21 protein-coding genes are annotated in these 21,069 nt (G+C 72.5%); 10 read left to right on the forward strand and 11 right to left on the reverse strand.

The features are described from left to right. Nucleotides 1–11: 11 nt before the first annotated feature. Nucleotides 12–1,118: an NAD(P)/FAD-dependent oxidoreductase gene (locus tag ACIQMJ_RS14610; RefSeq protein WP_499761462.1), complete on the reverse strand. Its 1,107-nt coding sequence runs from the start codon at nt 1,116–1,118 to the stop codon at nt 12–14. A gap of 68 nt (nt 1,119–1,186) precedes the next feature. Between ACIQMJ_RS14610 and ACIQMJ_RS14615 the strand changes: the two genes are divergently transcribed. Beyond that, on the forward strand, nt 1,187–1,717 hold the full coding sequence (locus tag ACIQMJ_RS14615; protein ID WP_499761463.1) for a GNAT family N-acetyltransferase: 531 nt from the start codon (nt 1,187–1,189) through the stop codon (nt 1,715–1,717). Here the strand turns inward: ACIQMJ_RS14615 and ACIQMJ_RS14620 are convergent, their stop codons facing one another. From ACIQMJ_RS14620 to ACIQMJ_RS14630, 3 genes are all read right to left on the reverse strand, one after another. Further along, on the reverse strand, nt 1,718–2,182 hold the full coding sequence (locus ACIQMJ_RS14620; protein ID WP_499761464.1) for a hypothetical protein: 465 nt from the start codon (nt 2,180–2,182) through the stop codon (nt 1,718–1,720). It lies immediately after the preceding gene. 133 nt (nt 2,183–2,315) lie between these two features. Next, complete coding sequence (locus tag ACIQMJ_RS14625) at nt 2,316–2,810, reverse strand: hypothetical protein (protein WP_499761465.1); 495 nt, start codon at nt 2,808–2,810, stop codon at nt 2,316–2,318. 31 nt (nt 2,811–2,841) lie between these two features. Further along, nucleotides 2,842–3,546, reverse strand: coding sequence for a CAP domain-containing protein (locus tag ACIQMJ_RS14630; RefSeq protein WP_499761466.1), 705 nt, complete (start codon nt 3,544–3,546; stop codon nt 2,842–2,844). A 64-nt stretch (nt 3,547–3,610) separates the two neighbouring features. Here ACIQMJ_RS14630 and ACIQMJ_RS14635 point away from each other — a divergent pair, with 64 nt between their 5' ends. Genes ACIQMJ_RS14635 through smc form a run of 4 tightly spaced genes read left to right on the forward strand, consistent with a single transcriptional unit; the run spans nt 3,611 to nt 8,836 of the window. Continuing rightward, entirely contained in the window at nt 3,611–3,907 is a 297-nt protein-coding gene (locus ACIQMJ_RS14635; protein ID WP_499761467.1) for an acylphosphatase, read from the forward strand. Between the two features lie 33 nt (nt 3,908–3,940). Further along, on the forward strand, nt 3,941–4,447 hold the full coding sequence (locus ACIQMJ_RS14640) for a sigma-70 family RNA polymerase sigma factor (protein WP_499761468.1): 507 nt from the start codon (nt 3,941–3,943) through the stop codon (nt 4,445–4,447). Beyond that, on the forward strand, nt 4,444–5,082 hold the full coding sequence (locus ACIQMJ_RS14645; RefSeq protein ID WP_499761469.1) for an anti-sigma factor family protein: 639 nt from the start codon (nt 4,444–4,446) through the stop codon (nt 5,080–5,082). The genes ACIQMJ_RS14640 and ACIQMJ_RS14645 overlap by 4 nt, the downstream gene beginning before the upstream one ends. 58 nt (nt 5,083–5,140) lie before the next feature. Then, nucleotides 5,141–8,836: a chromosome segregation protein SMC gene (gene smc / locus ACIQMJ_RS14650; protein WP_499761470.1), complete on the forward strand. Its 3,696-nt coding sequence runs from the start codon at nt 5,141–5,143 to the stop codon at nt 8,834–8,836. Between the two features lie 3 nt (nt 8,837–8,839). Here the strand turns inward: smc and ACIQMJ_RS14655 are convergent, their stop codons facing one another. From ACIQMJ_RS14655 to ACIQMJ_RS14670, 4 genes are read right to left on the reverse strand one after another with little or no spacing between them, the layout of a single operon-like run. After that, nucleotides 8,840–9,538, reverse strand: coding sequence for a lysophospholipid acyltransferase family protein (locus ACIQMJ_RS14655; RefSeq protein ID WP_499761471.1), 699 nt, complete (start codon nt 9,536–9,538; stop codon nt 8,840–8,842). A gap of 14 nt (nt 9,539–9,552) precedes the next feature. Continuing rightward, nucleotides 9,553–9,888 (reverse strand): hypothetical protein, encoded by a 336-nt coding sequence (locus ACIQMJ_RS14660; RefSeq protein WP_366202248.1) that lies wholly within the window; start codon nt 9,886–9,888, stop codon nt 9,553–9,555. 45 nt (nt 9,889–9,933) lie between these two features. Further along, complete coding sequence (locus ACIQMJ_RS14665; protein WP_499761472.1) at nt 9,934–11,103, reverse strand: cytochrome P450; 1,170 nt, start codon at nt 11,101–11,103, stop codon at nt 9,934–9,936. Nucleotides 11,104–11,113: 10 nt separating this feature from the next. Beyond that, a complete protein-coding gene (locus ACIQMJ_RS14670; RefSeq protein ID WP_499761473.1) occupies nt 11,114–11,692 on the reverse strand; it encodes a maleylpyruvate isomerase N-terminal domain-containing protein in 579 nt (192 codons plus the stop codon). A 47-nt stretch (nt 11,693–11,739) separates the two neighbouring features. On the opposite strand from ACIQMJ_RS14670, the gene ACIQMJ_RS14675 reads away from it, so the two are divergent. Then, nucleotides 11,740–12,675 (forward strand): GNAT family N-acetyltransferase, encoded by a 936-nt coding sequence (locus tag ACIQMJ_RS14675; protein ID WP_499761474.1) that lies wholly within the window; start codon nt 11,740–11,742, stop codon nt 12,673–12,675. Between the two features lie 7 nt (nt 12,676–12,682). On the opposite strand, the gene ACIQMJ_RS14680 is transcribed toward ACIQMJ_RS14675, so the two are convergent. Continuing rightward, nucleotides 12,683–14,242: a sodium:solute symporter gene (locus ACIQMJ_RS14680; RefSeq protein WP_499761475.1), complete on the reverse strand. Its 1,560-nt coding sequence runs from the start codon at nt 14,240–14,242 to the stop codon at nt 12,683–12,685. Next, the gene (locus tag ACIQMJ_RS14685; protein WP_499761476.1) at nt 14,229–15,365 is read right to left on the reverse strand and encodes an anhydro-N-acetylmuramic acid kinase; all 1,137 of its coding nucleotides are present in this window, start codon (nt 15,363–15,365) and stop codon (nt 14,229–14,231) included. Before ACIQMJ_RS14685 ends, ACIQMJ_RS14680 begins: the two co-directional genes overlap by 14 nt. Before the next feature lie 114 nt (nt 15,366–15,479). Here ACIQMJ_RS14685 and ftsY point away from each other — a divergent pair, with 114 nt between their 5' ends. After that, nucleotides 15,480–16,814, forward strand: a complete 1,335-nt coding sequence (ftsY, locus tag ACIQMJ_RS14690) for a signal recognition particle-docking protein FtsY (protein ID WP_499761477.1) — start codon at nt 15,480–15,482, stop codon at nt 16,812–16,814. A gap of 149 nt (nt 16,815–16,963) precedes the next feature. On the opposite strand, the gene ACIQMJ_RS14695 is transcribed toward ftsY, so the two are convergent. Then, nucleotides 16,964–17,722, reverse strand: coding sequence for an IclR family transcriptional regulator (locus ACIQMJ_RS14695; RefSeq protein ID WP_499761478.1), 759 nt, complete (start codon nt 17,720–17,722; stop codon nt 16,964–16,966). A gap of 79 nt (nt 17,723–17,801) precedes the next feature. Between ACIQMJ_RS14695 and aceB the strand changes: the two genes are divergently transcribed. From aceB to ACIQMJ_RS14710, 3 genes are all read left to right on the forward strand, one after another. Further along, on the forward strand, nt 17,802–19,334 hold the full coding sequence (aceB, locus tag ACIQMJ_RS14700; protein ID WP_499761479.1) for a malate synthase A: 1,533 nt from the start codon (nt 17,802–17,804) through the stop codon (nt 19,332–19,334). Nucleotide 19,335: 1 nt separating this feature from the next. Further along, on the forward strand, nt 19,336–20,532 hold the full coding sequence (locus ACIQMJ_RS14705; RefSeq protein ID WP_499761480.1) for a DUF6986 family protein: 1,197 nt from the start codon (nt 19,336–19,338) through the stop codon (nt 20,530–20,532). A 75-nt stretch (nt 20,533–20,607) separates the two neighbouring features. Next, nucleotides 20,608–21,066, forward strand: coding sequence for an Imm1 family immunity protein (locus tag ACIQMJ_RS14710; protein WP_499761481.1), 459 nt, complete (start codon nt 20,608–20,610; stop codon nt 21,064–21,066). Nucleotides 21,067–21,069: the final 3 nt, after the last annotated feature.

Raw genomic sequence — 21,069 nt, forward strand, 5'->3', positions numbered from 1 at the left:
CCCCGTGCCGCTCACCCCGCCGGCATGGTGGGGTGGCTCTGGAACAGCAGCGCGCTGCGCACCACGAGCTCCTTGGTCACCGCCGCCGGTCGTCCGGTGAGCACGCGCTCCTTCGGGTTGTCGTCGGCGTCCACGAACTGGATCAGGCCGTCGCGGCGACCGAGGCTGATGCACCGGATGCGATAGCGGAAGTCGAGCCGGTCGGCCGGCTGCGCACCGCCGAGCCGCTTCGCCAGGGCCCGCACGGCCTGCTGCGTCGTGGGCAGCCCGGTGGCGCACGCCATGCGCAGTTCGAGGCCGTCGTGGCGCTTCATCGCGGCGGCGTCGCCGATGCCCTGCACGTCCGGGTGCGAGATCGACGTCAGCGTCTGGTCGACCAGCATGCGGCCCCGCCCGTCCACCGCGAACCCGGCCCGCGCCGCCAGGTCCGGCACGGCGAACCCGGCCGTCCACACGACCGTGTCGGCGGGGACCAGCTCGCCGCCGTCGAGGACCAGGCCGTCGGCGCGGACCTCGGTGACGCGCGCGTGGTCGCGCACCCGGACGCCGAGCCGGTCGAACACCTTGCGCAGGTGCTGCCGGCCCTTCTCCGACAGGTCGTCGCCGAACCCGCCGCCGGTGACCAGCAGCACGTCCAGGTCCGGGCGCGACTCGGCCAGCTCCGAGGCGGCCTCGACGCCCGTCAGCCCACCGCCCATGACGGCGACCGTGCGGGCGTTCTTGAGCGCCACGGCCAGCTCCTGGGCGTCCTCACGGGTCGAGACGGTGTGGGCGTGCTCGGCCGCGCCCGGGACGCCGCTCAGGTCCGAGTAGCTGCCCAGGGCGTAGATCAGCCGGTCGTAGGCCAGCGCACCGCCGGTGAGCCGGACCTTGCGGGCCTCCGGGTCGATCTCGGTCACCCGGTCCACGACCAGCTCGACGCCGGTGCCCTCGAGGATCTCGGCGAGGGGGACGTCGCGCATCCGCTGCCCCACCGCGAGCTGGTGCAGCCGGACCCGCTCCACGAACCGGTCCCGCGCGTTGACCAGGGTGACCCGCGAGTCGGTCCACTTCGCCGCCAGCTTGGCGGCGGCCAAGCCCGCGTAACCAGCACCGACCACCACGATGTGCTCTTCCATTTCCCCGTCCTTTCGTCACCGGAGGAGCGAGATCGGGGCGCGCGGTGTGACGGCTTAGGGTGTGAGGCGTGTCACCTGTCTCCGTGCTGCACACCTGGCAAGTGCCCGAGGCGACGCTCGTCGCCGTCCGCGAGCTGGTGGACGAGGCGTTCGAGGGCGACTTCGGCGACGAGGACTGGGAGCACAGCCTCGGTGGCGTGCACGCGCTCGCGTGGGACGGCGACGAGCTGATCGGCCACGGAGCGGTCGTGCAGCGGCGGTTGGTGCACGACGGGCGCGCGCTGCGGGCCGGGTACGTGGAAGGCGTCGCGGTGCGGGCGGACCGACGCCGCCAGGGCGTCGGCGGGGCCGTGATGGCGGCTCTGGAGGACGTGGTGCGCGGCGCGTACTCCCTCGGTGCCCTCAGCGCGTCGGAGGACGCCCTGGCGTTCTACGCCGGGCGGGGGTGGCAGCGGTGGCGCGGGCGGACGTTCGCCCTGACGCCCGCCGGGGTCGAGCGCACCGAGGAGGAGGACGACGGGGTCTTCGTCCTGCCGGTCGTGCCGCTCGACCTGGCGGGCGACCTCACCTGCGACTGGCGCGACGGCGACGTCTGGTAGCTACGGCGTCCCCTCGTCGTCCTTGGTCGTCGGCGCGGTGGTGGTGGCCGAGGACGTGGAGGACGAGGACGACGGCGGGCTGAAGGACGACGGCGGGTTGCTCGGCGGCTGGCTGGTGAGCTGCGGCTCGGACGACGCCGTCTCCGCGAGCGACTCCGGCGTCGGGCCCGCCTGCTCGGCCGGCTTCGAGCCCTCCTCCTCGCGCGGCTGCTGCGCGCCCGGCCGCTTGGACACCGTGACCACCAGCGTGGCCGTGCCGCCGCCCGGCCCGGCGGTCGCCGGCGTGTTCGCCGTGGTCAGCACGTCGGCCAGCGGCTCCGGCGGTGGCGCCGCCGTGGACCCGCCGCCGGCCAGCACCGAAGCGAGGGTGGCGATCACGGTGGCCACGGCCGCGCCGCCCGCGGCGAGCAGCGCCACCGAGGAGAGCTTCTTCTTCGGGGTCGCCGGTCGATCTTCCTCGAACACACCATCTCCCTGTGGGGGATCCGGACGGATGGTCAGTGTTCGGGTTATCGGCGGATCTTGTCCCGGGCCGCATCGTTGCCGCGGTCCTCCACCCGATGGTGTGGAGGACCGTCACCTGCGGCCGACGATGTCGTTACTGGCCCGTCCCGGCGGCCGTCGTCGTGGTGGTCGTCGGGGCCGTGGTGGTCGTCGGCGACTGCGAGGTGGTCGTCGGCGGGACCGTGGTGGTGATGACCGGCGGCGGCGTGGTGGTCGTCGGCTGGGGCTGCGGCCCCGGCTCGTCCACCACGGTGGTCGTGGTGGTGCCGTCCGGCCTGGTCACCGTGGTCACGCGGGTGCGGCGCGACGTGGTGGTGGTCGTGGTGGCCTCGGTCGTCGTGGTGGTCGACTCCGCGGTGGTGGTCAGGCTGACCGAGGAGGACGACGACGTGCGCGGCGCCGTGGTGAGGGTGCTGCGGGACACGACGTCCTCGCGCGGCAGCTGGTTGGCCGGTGCGGCGTCCGGGGACGCGCCCGCCAGGGACGCGATGGTGGCGAAGATCGTCGACACGGCGACACCGGACGCGGCCAGCAGCACGTGGGGCGACACGCGCGGGCGGGTGCGCTCGGGCTCCGGGGTCTCGTACAACGGTTCTCCCAAGGTCTGTCGGACGTCTGCTCTACCAGCCGAAGTTCTGGGTCCAGTACCAGCCGCGGGTGTCCAGGCCCACGCCGATGGTGGTGAACCCGCAGTTCAGGATGTTGCGGCGGTGCCCGTCGGAGTTCATCCAGGCTTTCATGACCTGCTCGGCGGAGCGCTGGCCCATCGCGATGTTCTCGCCGCCGGGGTTCGGGTAGCCCGCGGCGCGCATGCGCTGCGCGAAGTCGACGCCCTCCGGCGTGGTGTGCGAGAAGTAGTCGCGCTGCGCCATGTCGGTGCTGTGGCCCTGCGCGGCCTTGACCACCCGTTCGTCCACCTTGAGCGGCTTGCAGCCGGCGAGGTCGCGGGCCTCGTTGACCAGGGCGACGACCTGCTGCGCCTGCGGCAGGTCGGCGGGCGCGGTGGTCGTCGTGGTCACGGGGGACGGTTCGGACGTCGTGGTCGTCGTCTCCGTCGTCGTGGTCGTCTCGGTGGTGGTGGTGGTCGTCGTCGTAGTGGCGGTCTGGGTGGACGACGGCGTTCCGGCGGTGGTCGGCAGGACCTCGGGCGCACGGCTCTGCGCGGGCTCGCCCACGCCCCCGACCCCGCCGACGCCGGTGTTGTCGGAACCGGTGCGCTGTGCTGCGCTTTCCCCGACGAACGGGGCGAGCTGTTCCGGGTTGGCGAAGGCGACGCCGGTCGCACCGGCCGCGCCGAGGAGCAGGCCGACGAGTCCGCCGATCACCGATCGGTTACCGCGCCGTGCTGTCACGGTCGCGCACCGTACCACTAACGGGTGAAATGACAGGATGGCTCTTGTGGCTGGAGTAGAGCGGACCGTGCGCCTGACCGCCTGGGTGCGGGGCCGGGTGCAGGGCGTCGGTTTTCGGTGGTGGACCCGCGCCAGGGCGCTTGAGCTGGGACTTGTCGGTTCGGCGTCCAACCTGCGTGACGGTCGGGTCGAAGTGAACGCCGAAGGTCCGGAATCGGCGTGCCGCGACCTGCTGACCGCGTTGCGTTCGGGCGATACCCCCGGTCGGGTGGACTCGATCGTGGAGCGCTGGTCGGAGGCCCGCGGCGGCCTCACCGGTTTCGTGGAGCGTTGAACGCCGAGGGGCCCGGTGGCGTAGTACATCGATGTGGACCGTGGCGAAGATGTCGTCAGGCAGCTGTACGGCCGTTGGCGCGGCCCGCTGCACGGCTACGTCCTGCGCATGGTCGGCGGTGACCACCAGCAGGCCGAGGACGTCGTCCAGGAGACGCTGCTGCGGGCCTGGCGGCACGTCGACGAGCTGACCCCCGCCGACGCGGGGCCCTGGCTCTACACCGTGGCCAGGAACCTGGTCATCTCCGGCTTCCGCAAGCGCGGCGGCCGCAACAACGAGGTGCCGATCGAACCGGGCGACCTGCCCCCGGTCGCCGACGAGGTCGAGCACGTCCTGCAGAGCTGGCAGGTCGCGGAGGCGTTGCGCGCGCTGAGCACCGACCACCGCAACGTGGTGGTCGAGCTGTACTACCGGCGGCGTTCGGTGGCGGAGGCGGCGGTGGTGCTGGGCATCCCGCCCGGCACGGTCAAGTCGCGCTGCTTCTACGCCCTGCGCGCGCTGCGCGACGCGTTGGAGGAACGGGGGGTCACGCAGTCATGAGCTGTGGCCGGACCGTGGCGCTCGGCGCCTACCTGCTCGGTTCGCTCGACCCGGCGGAGCGGTCGTCGTTCGAGCGGCACGTCGACGGGTGCGCCGCCTGCCGGCGGGAGATGGTGCGGTTGGCGCCGCTGCCCGGGTTGCTGGGGCAGGTCCGGTTGGCGGATCTGGAGCTGCCGTTCGACGACCCCGCGCCAGACCCCGACCTGCGGCCGCTGCCGCCCGAACCGGAGCCCGTGCCCGCGCCGACCCGCCGACGGCGGTGGCCGGTCCTGGTGGGCGCGGGTGTGCTGGTCGTGCTCGTGGCGCTGGGCGCGGTGCTCGTGCCGCACCTGGTCGGGGACGACGCCGTGACCTGGCACGCCGCCGACGCGTCGTCCGGCGTGGTGGCCAGCGCGGACCTCGTCCGCAAGTCGTGGGGCACCGAGCTGTGGGTCAGCACCGAGAACATGCCCAGGGGCACGAGGTGCAAGCTGATCGTCCACGACCGGGCCGGGCGGACCGAGATCGGCGGCTGGTGGGGCACCGACCACCCGGCGGACGAGCGCATCCCCGGCTCCACGTCGTTCCCGGTGGAGGACATCGAACGGCTCGACGTCGTGGTCGACATGACTGTCCTGGTCTCGGTGCGGCCGTGATCGCGCTGGTCAGCGTGCCGACGACTGGTGCGAGGCCCGCACGGGTACTCTGCCCGGCGTGCACCTCAAGAGCCTGACGCTGAAGGGCTTCAAGTCCTTCGCCTCGGCTACCACGCTGCGCTTCGAGCCGGGCATCACGTGCGTCGTCGGTCCGAACGGGTCCGGCAAGTCGAACGTGCTCGACGCGCTGCGCTGGGTGATGGGCACGCAGGGCGCGAAGGACCTGCGCGGCGGCAAGATGGAGGACGTCATCTTCGCCGGCACGTCCGGCCGCGCGCCGCTGGGGCGCGCCGAGGTGACGCTGACCATCGACAACTCCGACGGCGCGCTGCCGATCGACTACGTCGAGGTGTCGATCACCCGCCGGATGTTCCGCGAGGGCGCCACCGAGTACGAGATCAACGGCAACTCGTGCCGGTTGATGGACATCCAGGAGCTGCTCAGCGACTCCGGCATCGGCCGCGAGATGCACGTGATCGTGGGCCAGGGCCAGCTCGCCGCGATCCTGGAGTCCAAGCCCGAGGAGCGGCGCGCGTTCGTCGAGGAGGCCGCGGGCGTCCTCAAGCACCGCAAGCGCAAGGAGAAGGCGCTGCGGAAGCTGGAGGCGATGCAGGCGAACCTGACCCGCCTCACCGACCTCACCGCCGAGCTGCGCCGCCAGCTCAAGCCGCTGGGCAAGCAGGCCGAGATCGCCCGGCGCGCGCAGGTCGTGCAGTCGGAGCTGCGCGACGCGCGGATGCGGCTGCTGGCCGACGACCTGGTGACGCAGCGCGAGGCGTTGGCGCGCGAGGAGCAGGACGAGGCCGCCGCCCGCGCCCGCCGCGCCGAGGTGGAGAAGTCGCTGCAACAGGCCCAGTTGCAGCAGAACGAGCTGGAGGACCAGGTCGCGGCGGACGCGCCGAAGCTCCAGCAGGCCCAGGACACGTGGTACCGGCTGTCGGCGCTGGAGGAGCGGCTGCGCGGCACGGTGCGGCTGGCCGTGGAACGGGAGCGGCACCTGTCGGCGGCGGTCGACGCGCCGCGCGGTGGGCGCGACCCGGACGAGCTGGAGGCCGAGGCCGAGCAGACCGCGCTGCTGGAGCAGGAGCTCCAGGACGGCGTGACCGAGGCCCGCGTCGGGCTGGCCGAGGCCGTGGAGACCCGCGCCGAGCTGGAGCGCGTGGTGTCGGCGGCGGAGAAGGCGCACCTGGCCGCCGTGCGGGCCATCGCCGACCGGCGCGAGGGCCTGGCCCGGCTGTCCGGGCAGGTGGAGGCGCTGCGGTCGAAGACGAGCGCGACCGCCGAGGAGATCGAGCGGATGTCGATCGCGCTGGCCGAGGCGGTCGAGCGGTCCGAGGTCGTGCAGCAGGAGCTCGCTGAGGCCCGCGAGGTGACCGGGACCGAGGACGAGGACGACGTCGGCCTGGACGAGCGGCACCGGCTGGCCGTCGAGGCGGACGACGCCGCGCGCCGCCGGGTCGAGGAGCTGGTCAAGGCCGAGCGGACGGCCGAGCGCGACATCGCGTCGTGGAAGGCGCGGGTCGACGCGCTGTCGCTGGGGCTGACCCGCAAGGACGGCGCGGGCGCGTTGCTGGCGTCCCGGCTGCCGGGGCTGCTGGGCTCGGTGGCGGCGCTGCTGACCGTGGAGCCGGGCGCGGAGGTCGCGCTGGCGGCGGCGCTGGGCCCGATCGCGGACGCGGTCGCGGTGGCGTCGGGCGCGGACGCGGTGGCGGCGTTGGAGCTGCTCAAGGAGCAGGACACCGGCCGGGCGGGCGTGCTGGTGGGCGGCGCGCCGGTGACCGTCGACCGGTCCGGGTGGCCGTCGCTGCCGGCGGACGCGCGCTGGGCCGTGGACCAGGTGCAGGCGCCGGAGCCGTTGCGGCCCGCACTGCACCGGGCGTTGGACAAGGTCGTCGTGGTGGACTCGCTGGCCACCGCGCGGAGCCTGGTGGACGAGCACCCGTCGGTGCGCGCGGTGACCCGTGACGGCGACGTGCTGGGCGCGGACTGGGCGGTCGGCGGGTCCGGGCGCAGCCAGAGCGTCATCGAGGTCCAGGCCGCGGTGGACGAGGCGTCGGAGAAGCTGGCGCTGGCGGAGCGCGCGCTGGAGCAGTCCACGGCGGCCCTGGAGGGCGCTCGGGCCGAGCAGCAGGCGCGCCGGGCCGAGGTCGCCGCGGTGAAGGAGCAGCTCAACGAGGCCAAGGTGCGGCGCGCCCGGTCGTCGGAGCGGCTCAACCGGCTGGCCGCGGCGGTGCGCTCGGCCGAGGCCGAGGTGGACCGGGCGCGGGCCCAGCGGGAGAAGGTCGAGGCGGCCCGCGAGGAGAACCTGCTCAAGCTCGCCGAGCTGGAAGAACGCCTGCTGGTGGCGCAGGAGCAGCCGCTGGACGACGAACCCGACACCGCGCACCGCGACGAGATGGCCGCCGAGCTGGCCGCCGCCCGCCAGGGCGAGGTGGACGCCCGGCTGTCGCTGCGGACCGCCGAGGAACGCGCCCGCGCGTTGCAGGGCAAGGCGGAAGGGCTGCGGCGGGCCGCACGGGCCGAGCGCGAGGCCCGGGAACGCGCCCAGCGCGCCCACGCGGCCCGCGCCCGCGGTGCGGTCGTGGCGAAGGCCGTGGTGCGCGGCGGTGAGGTCGCGCTGGAGAAGATCGCCGCGTCGTTGGCGCGGGCGGCCCGCGAGCGCGACGCGGCGCAGGAGCGGAAGTCGCAGCACGAGACGTTCCTGGCGCAGGTGCGCAACCTGGTCCGCGAGATGTCGGTGGAGCTGGAGAAGCTGACCGACGCCGTGCACCGCGACGAGGTGCTGCGGGCCGAGCAGCGGATGCGCATCGAGCAGCTGGAGACCAAGGTCGCCGAGGAGTTCGGCATCGGCCTGGAGGACCTGGTCGCCGAGTACGGCCCGGACGTGTTCATCCCGCCGTCGCCGCAGGAGGTCGCCGAGTACGAGGCGGCCAAGGAGCGCGGCGAGCCGGTGACCGCGCCGCAGCCCATGCCCTACGACCGGGACACGCAGGCGCGGCGGGCCAAGCGCGCCGAGCGCGACCTCTCGCTGCTGGGCAAGGTCAACCCGCTGGCGCTGGAGGAGTTCGCGGCGCTGGAGGAGCGGTACAAGTTCCTGTCCAACCAGCTGGAGGACATCAAGGCGACCCGGCGCGACCTGCTGACCGTGGTGAAGGAGGTCGACGACAAGATCCTGGAGGTCTTCACGTCGGCCTACGAGGACGTCGCCCGCGAGTTCGAGGTCGTGTTCAAGGTGCTGTTCCCCGGTGGCGAGGGACGGCTCGTGCTGACCGAACCGGACGACATGCTGACCACCGGCATCGAGCTGGAGGCCCGGCCGCCGGGCAAGAAGGTCAAGCGGCTGTCGCTGCTGTCCGGTGGCGAGAAGTCCCTGGCCGCCGTGGCCATGCTGGTCGCGATCTTCCGCGCCCGGCCGTCGCCGTTCTACGTGATGGACGAGGTCGAGGCGGCGCTGGACGACACCAACCTGCACCGGTTGATCGGCCTGTTCGAGCAGTTGCGGGAGCACTCGCAGCTGCTGATCATCACGCACCAGAAGCCGACGATGGAGATCGCGGACGCGCTCTACGGGGTGTCGATGCGGGGCGACGGCATCAGCCAGGTGATCTCGCAGCGCCTGCGCGGTGAGGACAAGCCGAAGCGCGCCAAGGCCGCCGTGACCGCTCCGAAAGCCGAAGCCGCCGCACCCGAGGCCGTCGCTCCGGACGTCGATGGCGTGGCACCGGCCGCGTCCGGCCCGGAGGCGTCGGCCTAGAGCTCAGCGGTCGTCGAGGCGCTTGGCCTCCTCCGGCGTGGGCGCGGTGCCGCCGAGGTGGGCCGGTTGCCACCACTGGCCCTCGCCCGACTCCGGGTACCGGGCCTGGGCGTCGTCCAGCAGCTCCTGCATCCGCTCGCGCAGCGCGGCGTCCGTGGTCGGCTCGATCGGGTCGCCGACGATGATCGTGATCGGCACGTGGCGCTGGGTCAGCGACTTCGGCCTGCCCTTGGTCCACAGGCGTTGCGTGCCCCACACCGCCGTCGGCAGCAGCGGCACGCCGGCCTCGGCCGCCAACCGCACCGCACCGCTCTTCACGTCCTTGACCGTGAACGACCGGCTGATCGTGGCCTCCGGGAAGATCCCGACGATCTCCCCGGACCGCAGCGCGTCCAGCGCCTGCTGGTAGGAAGCCTGTCCGGCGGCCCGGTCCACCGGGATGTGGTGCATCCCGCGCATGAGCGGGCCGGACACGCGGTGCCGGAACACCTCGTGCTTGGCCATGAACCGGACCAGCCTGCGCGCCGGGTGCGCGCCGTAACCGGCGAAGATGAAATCGAGGTAGGAGACGTGGTTCGAGGCCAGCACGGCCCCGCCGGTGGTCGGCACGTGCTCCGCGCCCTCCACGGTGATCCGCATGTCGAGCACGCGGAACATCAGTTTGGCCGCGGCGATCACCGGCGGGTACACGCGATCTGACATGAACCCAGCGTACGTTACTCGTCAGTAGTGCGATCGTGTTCGCGCACCACGCGCGGAACGCCCGCCAGGTCCTCCTCATTGCACAGCAGCTTCAGGGCGTAATACGGCGAACCCTTGGTGTCGTCGTAGTCCAGGTGGACCGCGATCACGTCGACCGCTTCACCGAGCCAGTCCTGCGTCTGCCGCAGCCAGGAAGCTGCGCGCTCCAACGCGTTGGGCAGGTCGTCGTCACGGAACTCGACCGGCCGATAGGGGACCTCTTGCACCTGGTCCCGCTGGTTGGCAGGCATCGGTAGGTCTACCGCCACCCCGCTGTCGTTGAGTTCGAGTTGGATCGTTTCCTCGCTCACCCTCCCAGGGTTCCCCAACGCGAAACGCGCGGCAAGAGATGTCGGTCATCCGAGGCTGACCGGCAACTCGGCCAAACCGCTGACCAGGACCCTCCGCCAGGCCAGCTCCTCGACCGGACGCGCCGCCCGCAGCCCGGGGAACCGCGTCACGAGCACGCCCAGCGCCTCCTGGAGCTCGATGCGCGCCAACTGCGCCCCGAGGCAGAAGTGCGGCCCGGTGCCGAGCGCGAGGTGCTGGTTGGGCGTGCGCGCGAGGTCCAGCGAGTCCGGTGACCCGAACGCGCGCGGGTCGCGGTTGGCCGAACCTATGGCGGCCATCACACCCTCACCGGCCCGGACCACGACGCCCGCGACCTCGACGTCCTCCAGCGCCACCCGCAGCTGCCCGACCTCGCTGAGCCGGGTGAACCGCATCAGCTCCTCCACCGCGCTCGGCAGCAGTGACGGATCACTCACCAACCGGTCCCACTGCGACCGCTCGCGCAGCAGGGTGGCGACGAAGCTGGTGATCTGGTTGGCCGACGTCTCGTGCCCCGCGACCAGCAGGTTCAGCGCGAACGCGACCAGCTCGTCGTGCGTCAGCGGCGTCGCGCACAGCTCGTCGAGCAGGTCGTCCGACCGCGGGGCGCGCCGCTTCGCCGCGACCAGCCCGCCCATGTACTCCAGCAGGCTCGCCATCGCCGCCTCGACCCGCGGCTGCTCGGACATCTCCAGGCTGTACGCGAGCTCGACCCACTCGCGGAACCGCTCGCGGTCGTCGTACGGCACGCCCAGCAGCGTGCAGATGACCTGGATCGGCAGCGGCAGCGCGTACACCTGCCGCAGGTCCGCGCCGTCCACCACGTCGTCCGCCAACCGCTCGCACAGCTCCCGCACCCACGGCCGGGTCCCCGAGATCCGCCGGTGCGAGAACGCGCCGGACACGAGCTTGCGCAGCCGGGTGTGCTCGGGCGGGTCGGTGGTCGGCAGGGTGCCGGGCAGCGGCCGGGACACGCCGACGCGGGGCGCGCCCGCCGCCACCACGCCCGCCCGGGAGAACCGGGGGTCGGCCAGCACCAGCTTCACGTCGTCGTAGCGGGTGACCAACCACACCTCCGCGCCCGCGAGCGTGCGGACCCGGGACACCGGCCGCTCCTCCCGCAGCCGCGCCCACGTGGGCGACGGGTCGAACGCGAAGGCGTCGGCGAAGGGGATCTCCAGGACGTCGTCCGTCATGCCCCCGACGCTAGGAGCCCGGGGGAGCGCAGTGCCAGCGCCATCCGGTGCGCTTCGGCAGGTCGTCGAGCGGGACGCGGCCGTTCGCCCAGAGCAGAGCGCGAGCCGGGTCGTGGTCGGTCGGCGCTTCCGGGAACGTCCGGGCCGGCACCCCGCGCGCCAGGTGCGGCGGGATCTCGAACCCGACCCCGAGACCCCGTCCCGCGTCGTGGGTGTGCACCAGCATCTCGTCGCAGCCCATGCCGGCGAACCCGGCCGCGTCCGCCAGGCCCCACGGGTGCCACCCGAGCTCGCCCGCCGGCGTCGCGTCCACGACCGCTGCCAGCAGTTTCCCGGACGACCGCAGCGTGCGGGCCAGGTCGGCGGGCGACGAGTCGGGCCGCACGCGCACCTCGGTCGTGCTCAGCTCCGCGGGTCCGGCGGCGATGTCCGTCGCGTACCAGAGCAGGCAGTCCGACACGTGCGCGACGGTCTGCGCGACCGTCCAGTCCATCCCGGGCACGACCACCGCCCAGTCGCGATCGGCCACCCCTTCGAGGAACGCCGCGCACCGCTCGGCGACCTCCGTCACGTCCCGTCCGTCCAGCACCGAAAACTCCCTCGCGTTCACCGACCTCGCGGGCGACCATTCCAGACATGTACGACATCCGTCCCGCCGCCCAGGACGACCTGGACGCCGTGCTCGCGTTGGTGCTGCGGCTGCAGGCCGACGACGCGCACCACATCGGCTACCTCGGCGAGACGCTCGGCGACATCTCCGCGGAGCTGGCCGAGTTCGAGCCCGACTGGGCCTCGTGCACGCTGGTCGCCACCGACGACTCCGGGTGGGTCGTCGGCGCGCTCAGCGTCGAGGTCGACCCCGAAACGGACCGCGCCTACCTGCACGGGCCGTTCGTCGACGTGCCGGTCAACCACCCGGCGGGCAGCCGGATCTGGGACCAGACCGCCGACGCCCTCTACACCGCCGCGGCGCCGCTGCTCGACGGCGTCACCGACCGCGAGCTGCTGGGCCACACCGGGCACCGGCGGCTGGCCGCGTTCGCCGAACGGCACCGCTTCGCCGCCGCGCGCGCGTGCGGCATCCACGTCCTCGACGGCGACGGCCTGCGCGGCCTGCTGCTGCGCGAGGCGAGTTGCCCGCGCACCGGGCCGGCCCGCGAGATGCGGGTCCTGCCGACCGACCCGGCCGTGCACGAGGCGGTGGCCGTGCTGCACGAGCGGTGCTTCCCCAAGACCCACCTGTCCGGGCGCAAGCTCGTGGACGGCAGCCGGGGTCACACCGTGGTGGTCGCCATGGACGGCGACCGGGTCCTCGGCTACGCCTCGGGCAAGGCCGAACCCGGCGAGTTCTACCTGGACTTCGTGGCCGTGGAGCCGAACGTGCGGGGGCAGGGCGTCGGCGCGGCGCTGGTCACCGAGCTGGTCTGGAAGCTCGCCGAGAAGTCCGGGGCACGACCCCAGGCCGCCGCCGCGATACTGGCCGGCAACCGCTCCTCCCAACGGCTCTTCGACCGGCTCGGCTTCCGGCTCCACCTCGAACTGGTGGCCTACCGCGCCAACGCCGCCGCCTGAACCCCGACTACGACGCCTTGGCCGACACCACGTCGTCCTGGACGCCCGGCGGCTGGTAACCCCGGTGCCGCAACGACATCAGCCCACCCACGACCAACGTCACCAGCACGCCCAGCACCGTGTACCAGGGGTAGGCCAGTGACACGATCTTCTGGGCGGGCGCGGCCGGCGAGAAGTCGATCGCCAGGGTCGCGTCCGGCCCGACGAACTTCACGCCCAGGATCACGAACGCCATCACGACCACCGTGACCGCGAACGCCACCACCGCGTCGAGCTCCCTGGCCTTGCGGAACACCAGGCCGAGCAGGAACGCGCCGAGCAGCGCGCCGTAGGTGAACCCGGCGATCGACAGGCCCTGCTCGACGATCGGGTTGCCGCGGCGCGTCAACGTGGCGAACAGCCCGGCGCACACGATCAGCAGGCCGGCCCACACCACCGTCCAGATCCGACCCTGGCGGAACACCTCGGCCTCGCTCATCGGCCGCCGCACCACGCGCTGCACGATGTCGGTCACGGTCGAGGACGCCAGCGCGCCCAACGACGACGACAGCGCCGCCGCCAGGATGCCCGCGATCACGAACCCGGACAGCCCGGAGGGCATGTCGTTGACGATGAAGTTGGCGAACAGCTCGTCGTTGTTGTTGAGCCCGAGGTCCTTGACCGGGTTGGCCGCCTTGTAGAACGCCCACAGCATCACGCCGATGAACAGGAACAGCGCGAACTGGAGGAACACCACCACACCGCTGGCGATCAGCGCCTTCTGCGCCGAGCGCACGTCCTTCGTGGCCATCAGCCGCTGCACGATCAGCTGGTCCGCGCCGTGCGAGGCCATGGACAGCACCGCGCCGCCGATGAACGCGACGACGATCGCGTACGGCGAGGTGAACGCGCTGGCGCTGAAGTCGAGGACCTGGAACTTGCCCGCCTCGGCGGCACTGGCGAACCACCCGTCGGGCAGCTTGCCGTTGAGCACCAGGATCACCGCGAACGCGCCCACGACGTACCAGAGCATCTGGATCGCGTCGACCCACACCACGGCCCGCACGCCGCCGAGGAAGCTGTAGACGACCATCGCGACGCCCAGCGCCGCCACGATCACCCAGTACGACACGTCCACGCCGTACGCGACGAGCACCACCTTGATCGGGATGGCGGTGGCGAACAGCCGCAGGCCGTCCGCGAGCAGCCGCGTGACGAGGAACGTCAGCGACGCGGTGCTCTGGATGTTGCGCCCGAACCGCTTGCCGAGGAAGCCGTAGGCGGTGATCAGCTCGCCCGCGATGTACTTCGGCAGCAGCACGAACGACACCACGATCCGGCCGATCAGGTAACCGATGGCCAGCGACAGGAACGTCATCGTGCCCAGGTAGGCGACCGTCGGCACGCTCAGCACGGTGAGCGTGGACGTCTCGGCGGACACCACCGAGACGCACACGACCCACCACGAGATGCGGCGTTCGCTGACGAAGTAGTCGGTGGCGGAGCGCTGCCGCCCGGCGATCCACACGCCCAGCAGCGGCATGCCCACCAGGAACAGCACGATGATGCCGACATCAAGTGCGCGCATGGCCTCTCCCATCCGACTGCCTCTCACGGCGGCCGATCGTCAATCCCGTCACGGCGGTGATCACGGGCTCGGGCAGGCGCAGCGGGTAGCGGCCGGGGGTGATCGACCCCAGCGGGCGCGGACCGGCGGCGCCGGTGGCGGACGGCACGTTCGCGGGCAGGCCGTGCCAGGTCAGGAAGCCCAGCAAGGCGGCGAGGTAAGCCTCCTTGCCCGCGGCGGGCAGTCCCAGTTCGTCGCTGGTGCGCAGGTCCACCCGGCGGCCCAGCGACTCGACCAGGGCGGGGTTGCGCATGCCGCCGCCGGAGCCGATCACGGTCCCCTCGCACTCGGTGGCGATCGTGCGCGCGGTCAGCTCGGTGAGCGTGGCCAGCAGGTCTTCGGCGGGCATCGTCAGGCCCTCGGTGACGCGGTCCAGGTAGGCGCGGTTGAAGTGCTCCTTGCCGGTGGACTTGGGCGCGGGCAGCGCGTAGTACGGGTCGGCCAGCAGGCGGTCGAGCAGTTCCGCGTGGACCCGGCCTCGGCGGGCGTACTCGCCGTCGGTGTCCTGGTTGCGCAGCCCGCCGGACAGCACGGTCATCGCCGCGTCCATGAGCGCGTTGCCCGGTCCGGTGTCGTAGGCGACGACGCCCGCGGGCGAGACCTTGGTGACGTTGGCGATGCCGCCGATGTTCAGCGCGGTGGCCGGTCCGTCGAAGTCGGCCAGCCAGAGGGCGTCCAGCGTGCTCGCCAGCGGCGCGCCGTGACCGCCCGCGGCGACGTCGCGGACCCGCAGGTCGGCCACCACCGGCAGGCCGGTCGCTTCGGCTATCCACGCGGGCTGGCCGAGCTGGAGCGTGCCCAGGCAGCGGCCGTCCTCCACCCAGTGGTGCACGGTCTGGCCGAGCGACGAGACCAGGTCGCCCCGGTAGCGGGCGGCGACCTCGGCGAACGCCTGGCCGAGCCGGGTGTCGAGCGCGCACAGCTCGGCCGCGCTGGTCGGTGGCGTGCGCAGGTCCTCGGGGAACGGGTGCTCGGCGTGCTCCACGGGGGTCAGCACGACGGTCCGGCCGTCGATGGACAGGTCGGCCACGGCCACGTCGATGGCGTCCATCGACGTGCCGGAAATGAGCCCGATCACCCTCACGCCCTGTGGTCTATTCCACACTGAACGCCTGCGCAAGAGTGTTGGTGGGAAAGTTGCCTGAAATCAACCTGGTTCGTCGATCGTCAACATAGGATGGCGTGCGAGGATTGCGCCGTGTCCACCACGTCCCTGATCTGGATCATCGTCGTCGTCGCGGCACTGCTCGCGGTCGCCCTCGTGACGGGCGTCGTGCTGGCGCGACGCCGGCGGATCAGCCTCACCGAGCCCGAGCAGGACAAGCCCGCCAAGGGGTACCAGGCCGGTGGCGCGATCACCTTCAACGCGCCCGCGCCGCCGGTGGCCGAACCGACCAGACCGGCCGAGCCGGTGGAGCGCGCCGGGGCGTCACCCGCTCCCGCGCCGGTCGAACCCGTCGAGCACCCCGTCGCCGACCGCACCGAGGTGGACGGGCAGCCGGGCGTCGGTGACGACGCGGCCGTGCCGCGCGACTCGCTCAAGCGCGGGTTCGTCGAGGTCGACCTGCCCGAGGAAGCCTCCGAGATCGAGGAGATCGAGCCGACCTCCGGGCGGCTGGAGCGGCTGCGCGGTCGGCTGTCGCGGTCGCGCTCGACGTTCGGGCAGGGCCTGCTGGGGCTGCTCGGCGCGGGCGACCTGGACGAGGACTCCTGGACCGACATCGAGGACACGCTGCTGATGGCCGACCTCGGTGCGGCGATCACGGACCAGATCGTCACGGCGCTGCGGGAGCAGATCGTGGCGCGCGGCGTGCGCACGTCCGACGACGCGCGGGCGTTGCTGCGGGACGTGCTGGTCGACGCGTTGCACCCGGAGATGACCCGCGCGGTGAACGCGCTGCCGCACACCGACGGCTCCGGCGGCGTGAAGCCGGCCGTCGTGCTGGTGGTGGGGGTGAACGGCGTCGGCAAGACCACGACGACGGGCAAGCTGGCGCGCGTGCTGGTGGCCGACGGCCGGACCGTGCTGCTGGGCGCGGCCGACACGTTCCGCGCGGCGGCGGCCGACCAGTTGGAGACGTGGGGCTCGCGGGTCGGCGCGTCGACCGTGCGCGGTGCCGAGGGCGCGGACCCGGCGTCGGTGGCGTTCGAGGCGGTGAAGCAGGGCGTCGCGGCCGGTGTGGACACCGTGCTGATCGACACCGCGGGCCGGCTGCACACCAAGACCGGCTTGATGGACGAGCTGGGCAAGGTCAAGCGCGTGGTGGAGAAGCAGGCGGAGGTGGACGAGGTGCTCCTCGTGCTCGACGCCACCACCGGGCAGAACGGCCTGACCCAGGCGCGGGTGTTCGCCGAGGTGGTCGACGTGACCGGCATCGTGCTGACCAAGCTGGACGGCACCGCCAAGGGCGGCATCGTGTTCCAGGTCCAGCGCGAGCTGGGCGTGCCCGTGAAGCTGGTCGGCCTGGGCGAGGGCGCCGACCACCTGGCCCCCTTCGAACCCGCCGCCTTCGTCGACGCCCTCCTCGACTAACCCGCGAGTCGAACGCTCAGGTCCCGCGAGTCGAACCTTCAGGACCCCCGAATTCAACGCTCAGGTACGCAGTCGTGTGACCTGAACGGCGAACTCGGGGGTCCTGAGCGTTCGACACGCGGGACCTGGAGGTTCGACTCGCGCGGGGATCAGGAGTGGGAGTGGGTGGAGAGGCGGGTGGCGGTGGCGAGGACCTCGGGGACGATGCGGGACAGGGACTCCTTGGTCAGGCGGCTGTCCGGGCCCGAGACGGAGACGGCGGCGAGGGTCGGCGCGCCGTGCAGGGGGACGGCGACGCAGCGCACGCCCAGCTCCTGCTCGCTCTCGTCGAGCGCGTAGCCCTGCTCGGCGATCCGGTCCAGCGACGCGACGAGCTCGTCCGGGTCGGTGATCGTGTTCGGGGTGTAGGCGGGCATGCCCGTGCGGGCCAGCAGGGCGCGCACCTCGTCGCGCGGCAGCTGGGACAGCATCGCCTTGCCCACGCCCGTGCCGTGCGGCAGCAGCCGGCGGCCGACCTCGGTGAACATCCGCATCGAGTGCCGTGACGGCACCTGCGCCACGTACACCACCTCGTCGCCGTCCAGCACGGCCAGGTTCGCCGTCTCCTCCACCTGGTCGACGAGCTGCGCCAGGAACGGCCGCGCCCACGTGCCGAACTGCCGCGACGCGCTCTCGCCGAGCCGGATCAGCCGGGACCCGAGCGTGTAGCGGCGGTTGCTGTTCTGCCGCACGTACCCCAGCGTGACAAGGGTGCGGATCAGCCGGTGGATGGTCGGCAGCGGCAGCCCGGAGGTGGCGGCCAGCTCGGACAGGCTCGCTTCACCACCCGCGTCGGCGAGGCGTTCCAGCAGGTCGAAGGCGCGTTGGAGGGACTGGACGCCGCCCGTGGACTCCCGTGCCACCGACATCACTCCTTCGTTGCCGTTCCGCGTGGTGAAAACTATAGTCCGCGAAGTAGAAACCGACTCGGAATCGAGGTGGGCTTCCATGTCCGGTGTTCGCGTCCTCGGGGGCGAAGTGGAACGCGGTGACGAGATCCTCACGCCGGACGCGCTGGAGTTCGTCGCCGGCCTGCACCGCGACTTCGCCGCCACCCGCGACGAGCTGGTCGCCCGACGCGCGCGACGCCGTCCGCTCGGCTTCCTGCCCGAGACGCGGGCGGTGCGCGACGGTGACTGGCGCGTCGCCGAAGCACCCGAGCCGCTGCGCGACCGGCGGGTGGAGATCACCGGGCCCACCGAGCGCAAGATGACGATCAACGCGCTGAACTCCGGCGCGAAGGTCTGGCTGGCCGACCTGGAGGACGCCAACACCCCGCACTGGCACAACGTCGTCTCCGGCCAGGTCAACCTCTACGACGCGGCCCGCGGCACGATCGAGCACACCTCCCCGGAGGGCAAGCGCTACGCCCTGCGCGACGACGTGGCCCGCCCGGCGATCGTGGTCCGGCCGCGCGGCTGGCACCTGCCCGAGCGGCACCTCGAGATCGACGGCGAGCCCGCCGTGGGCGCGTTGGTCGACTTCGGCCTGCACTTCTTCCACAACGCCGAGCTGGGTCGGCCCTACTACTACCTGCCGAAGATGGAGAGCCACCTCGAAGCCCGGCTCTGGAACGACGTCTTCACCGCCGCGCAGCAACGGCTCGGCGTGCCGCACGGCACGATCCGCGCGACCGTGCTGATCGAGACGATCCCGGCCGCGTTCGAGATGGACGAGATCCTGCACGAGCTGCGCGACCACGCGTCCGGCCTGAACGCGGGCCGCTGGGACTACCTGTTCAGCGTCATCAAGTACTTCCGCGACGCGGGGCCGGACGCCGTGCTGCCCGACCGCAACGCCATCACGATGACCGTGCCGTTCATGCGCGCCTACACCGAGCTGCTGGTGCGCACGTGCCACAAGCGGGGTGCGTTCGCGATGGGCGGCATGGCGGCGTTCATCCCGAACCGGCGCGACCCGGAGGTCACCGCGCAGGCGCTGGAGAAGGTCCGCGCGGACAAGACCCGGGAGGCGGGCGACGGGTTCGACGGCTCGTGGGTGGCGCACCCCGACCTGGTGCCGGTGTGCCGGGAGATCTTCGACGCGAAGCTGGGGGACAAGGCCAACCAGCTCGACGTGCTGCGGCCCGAGGTGTCCGTCACGGCCGAGCAGCTGCTGGACTTCAAGTCGGCGGGTGGCGGCGCGACCCGGGCGGGTGTGGAGTCGGCGGTGGACGTCGGCGTGCGGTACCTGCTGTCGTGGTTGGGCGGCAACGGCGCGGCGGCCATCCACAACCTGATGGAGGACGCCGCGACCGCGGAGATCTCCCGTTCGCAGTTGTGGCAGTGGGTGCACAACGGCGTCGTGCTGGACGACGGCACGCCGGTCACCGCCGAGCTGGTGCGCGAGGTGCTGGCGCGGGTGAAGGGGGAGCTGGACGGCGAGCACCTGGACCTGGCCGTCGAGCTGTTCGAGCAGGTCGCGCTGGCCGACGACTTCGTGGACTTCCTGACCCTGCCCGCTTACGAGCGGATCGGCTGACGTGCCGCGGACGTCGTTGTCGGCCGAGGCGGTGCGGGCGGTCACCGCGCGGCTGTCCGATGTGGAGCTGCGCTCGCCGGCGGGCCGCCAACCCGTGCACACGTGCTACGTGCCGGCCGACCGCGTGACCCCGTCCACGCCGGCCGAGTGGGGCGCGCAAGCGCTTGCGGCGTTGGACGGGCACGCGCCGGACGGGCTGGGCGACGTGCTCGACCTCGCGCCGGAGGTGGCGCGGGTCGTGGACGGGCGGGTGCGGGCGAAGCTGGCCGCCGAACCCGTGGAAGACCTGCGGATCGACTTCGAGGACGGCTACGGCGTCCGCTCCGACGCGGAGGAGGACGGTGACGCCGAGCGCACCGCGCTGGTGGTGCGGGAGTGGCTGCGCGACGGCACGGCGCCGCCGCGGTTCGGCCTGCGGATGAAGTCGTTCGACACCAGGGCGCTGCGCGAGCGGGGCATCCGCACGCTGGACGTGTTCCTCACCGCGCTGGGCGAGGCGCCCGAGGCGTTCGTGATCACGTTCCCGAAGGTCACGTCGGTCGCGCAGGTCGAGGTGCTGGGCGACGTGCTGGACCTGTTCGGGCTGCCGCTGCGGTTCGAGATCCAGGTGGAGACGACGCGGTCGATCGTGGACCCCGAGGGCAGGTTGGCCCTGCCGCGGTTCATCGAGGCGGGCCGCGGCCGGGTGACCGGGCTGCACTTCGGCACCTACGACTACACGGCGGGCTGCGGCCTGGGCGCGGCGCACCAGCACCTCGCGCACGGCGCGTGCGACTTCGCCCGCAACGTCATGCAGGTGTCGGCGGCGGGCACGGGCGTCGCGCTGTCCGACGGCTCCACGAACGTGCTGCCGGTCGGCGACGACGTGCACGAGGGCTGGCGCACGCACTACCGGCTGGTGCGGCGGTCGTTGGCGCACGGCTTCCACCAGGGCTGGGACCTGCACCCGGCGCAGCTCGTGACGCGGTACGCGGCCGTGCACGCGTTCCACCTCGAAGGCGTGGAGGCCGACGCCCGCCGGCTGCGGGCGTACGTGTCGCGGGTGGGCGGTTCGGTGCTGGACGAGCCCGCGACGGCCCAGGCGTTGTCGACGTCGTTCCTGCGCGCCTTGGACTGCGGGGCCCTGGACGAGGACGAGATCGGCCGCGCGACGGGACTCACGGTGACCGAATTGCGGGCTCTAGCCAGAAGAGAGTGATCTTGGCATCGCTGGATGGGGTGATCCTCGGAGCAGCGAAAGGCCGAAACACGCGACACCGGTCAGGGTGTGTGCATGACCATGCGGGCCGGGTTGTGGACCGGGCTGCCGGACCTGGAGCGGGCGGAGTTCCGGTACCAGGTGGTGGCGTGCGCGGCGGACGTGGACGTGCTCATCGCCGCCTTGGCGCGGCCCGAGTGCAATGACGGGATGCTGGAGCACTTCGCCCGCGCGCCCGACGCGGAGGGGGAGAGCGACCACAACCTGGTGCTCGCCGTGCGCGGCCGGTGGGGCTACCTGAACTACGTGGACGACGAGTTCACCGGCTGGCCGAAGGGCGAGCCGGACGCGCCGTACGTGGACGAGGCGTACACCGACTTCCCGCCGGGCGTGGGCGTGCCGCTGACGACGTACCGCGACATCCTGCTGGAGTTCATGTTCACCGCCCGCCGGCCGACGGTCGTGGACTGGTACGAGGAGGCCGACCTGTTCCACACCTGGCGGCTGCAACGCATGGCGCTGCACAAGAAGTGACCG

The organism is Actinosynnema sp. NPDC091369, assembly GCF_044757065.1.
Classification (GTDB): Bacteria; Actinomycetota; Actinomycetes; order Mycobacteriales; family Pseudonocardiaceae; genus Actinosynnema.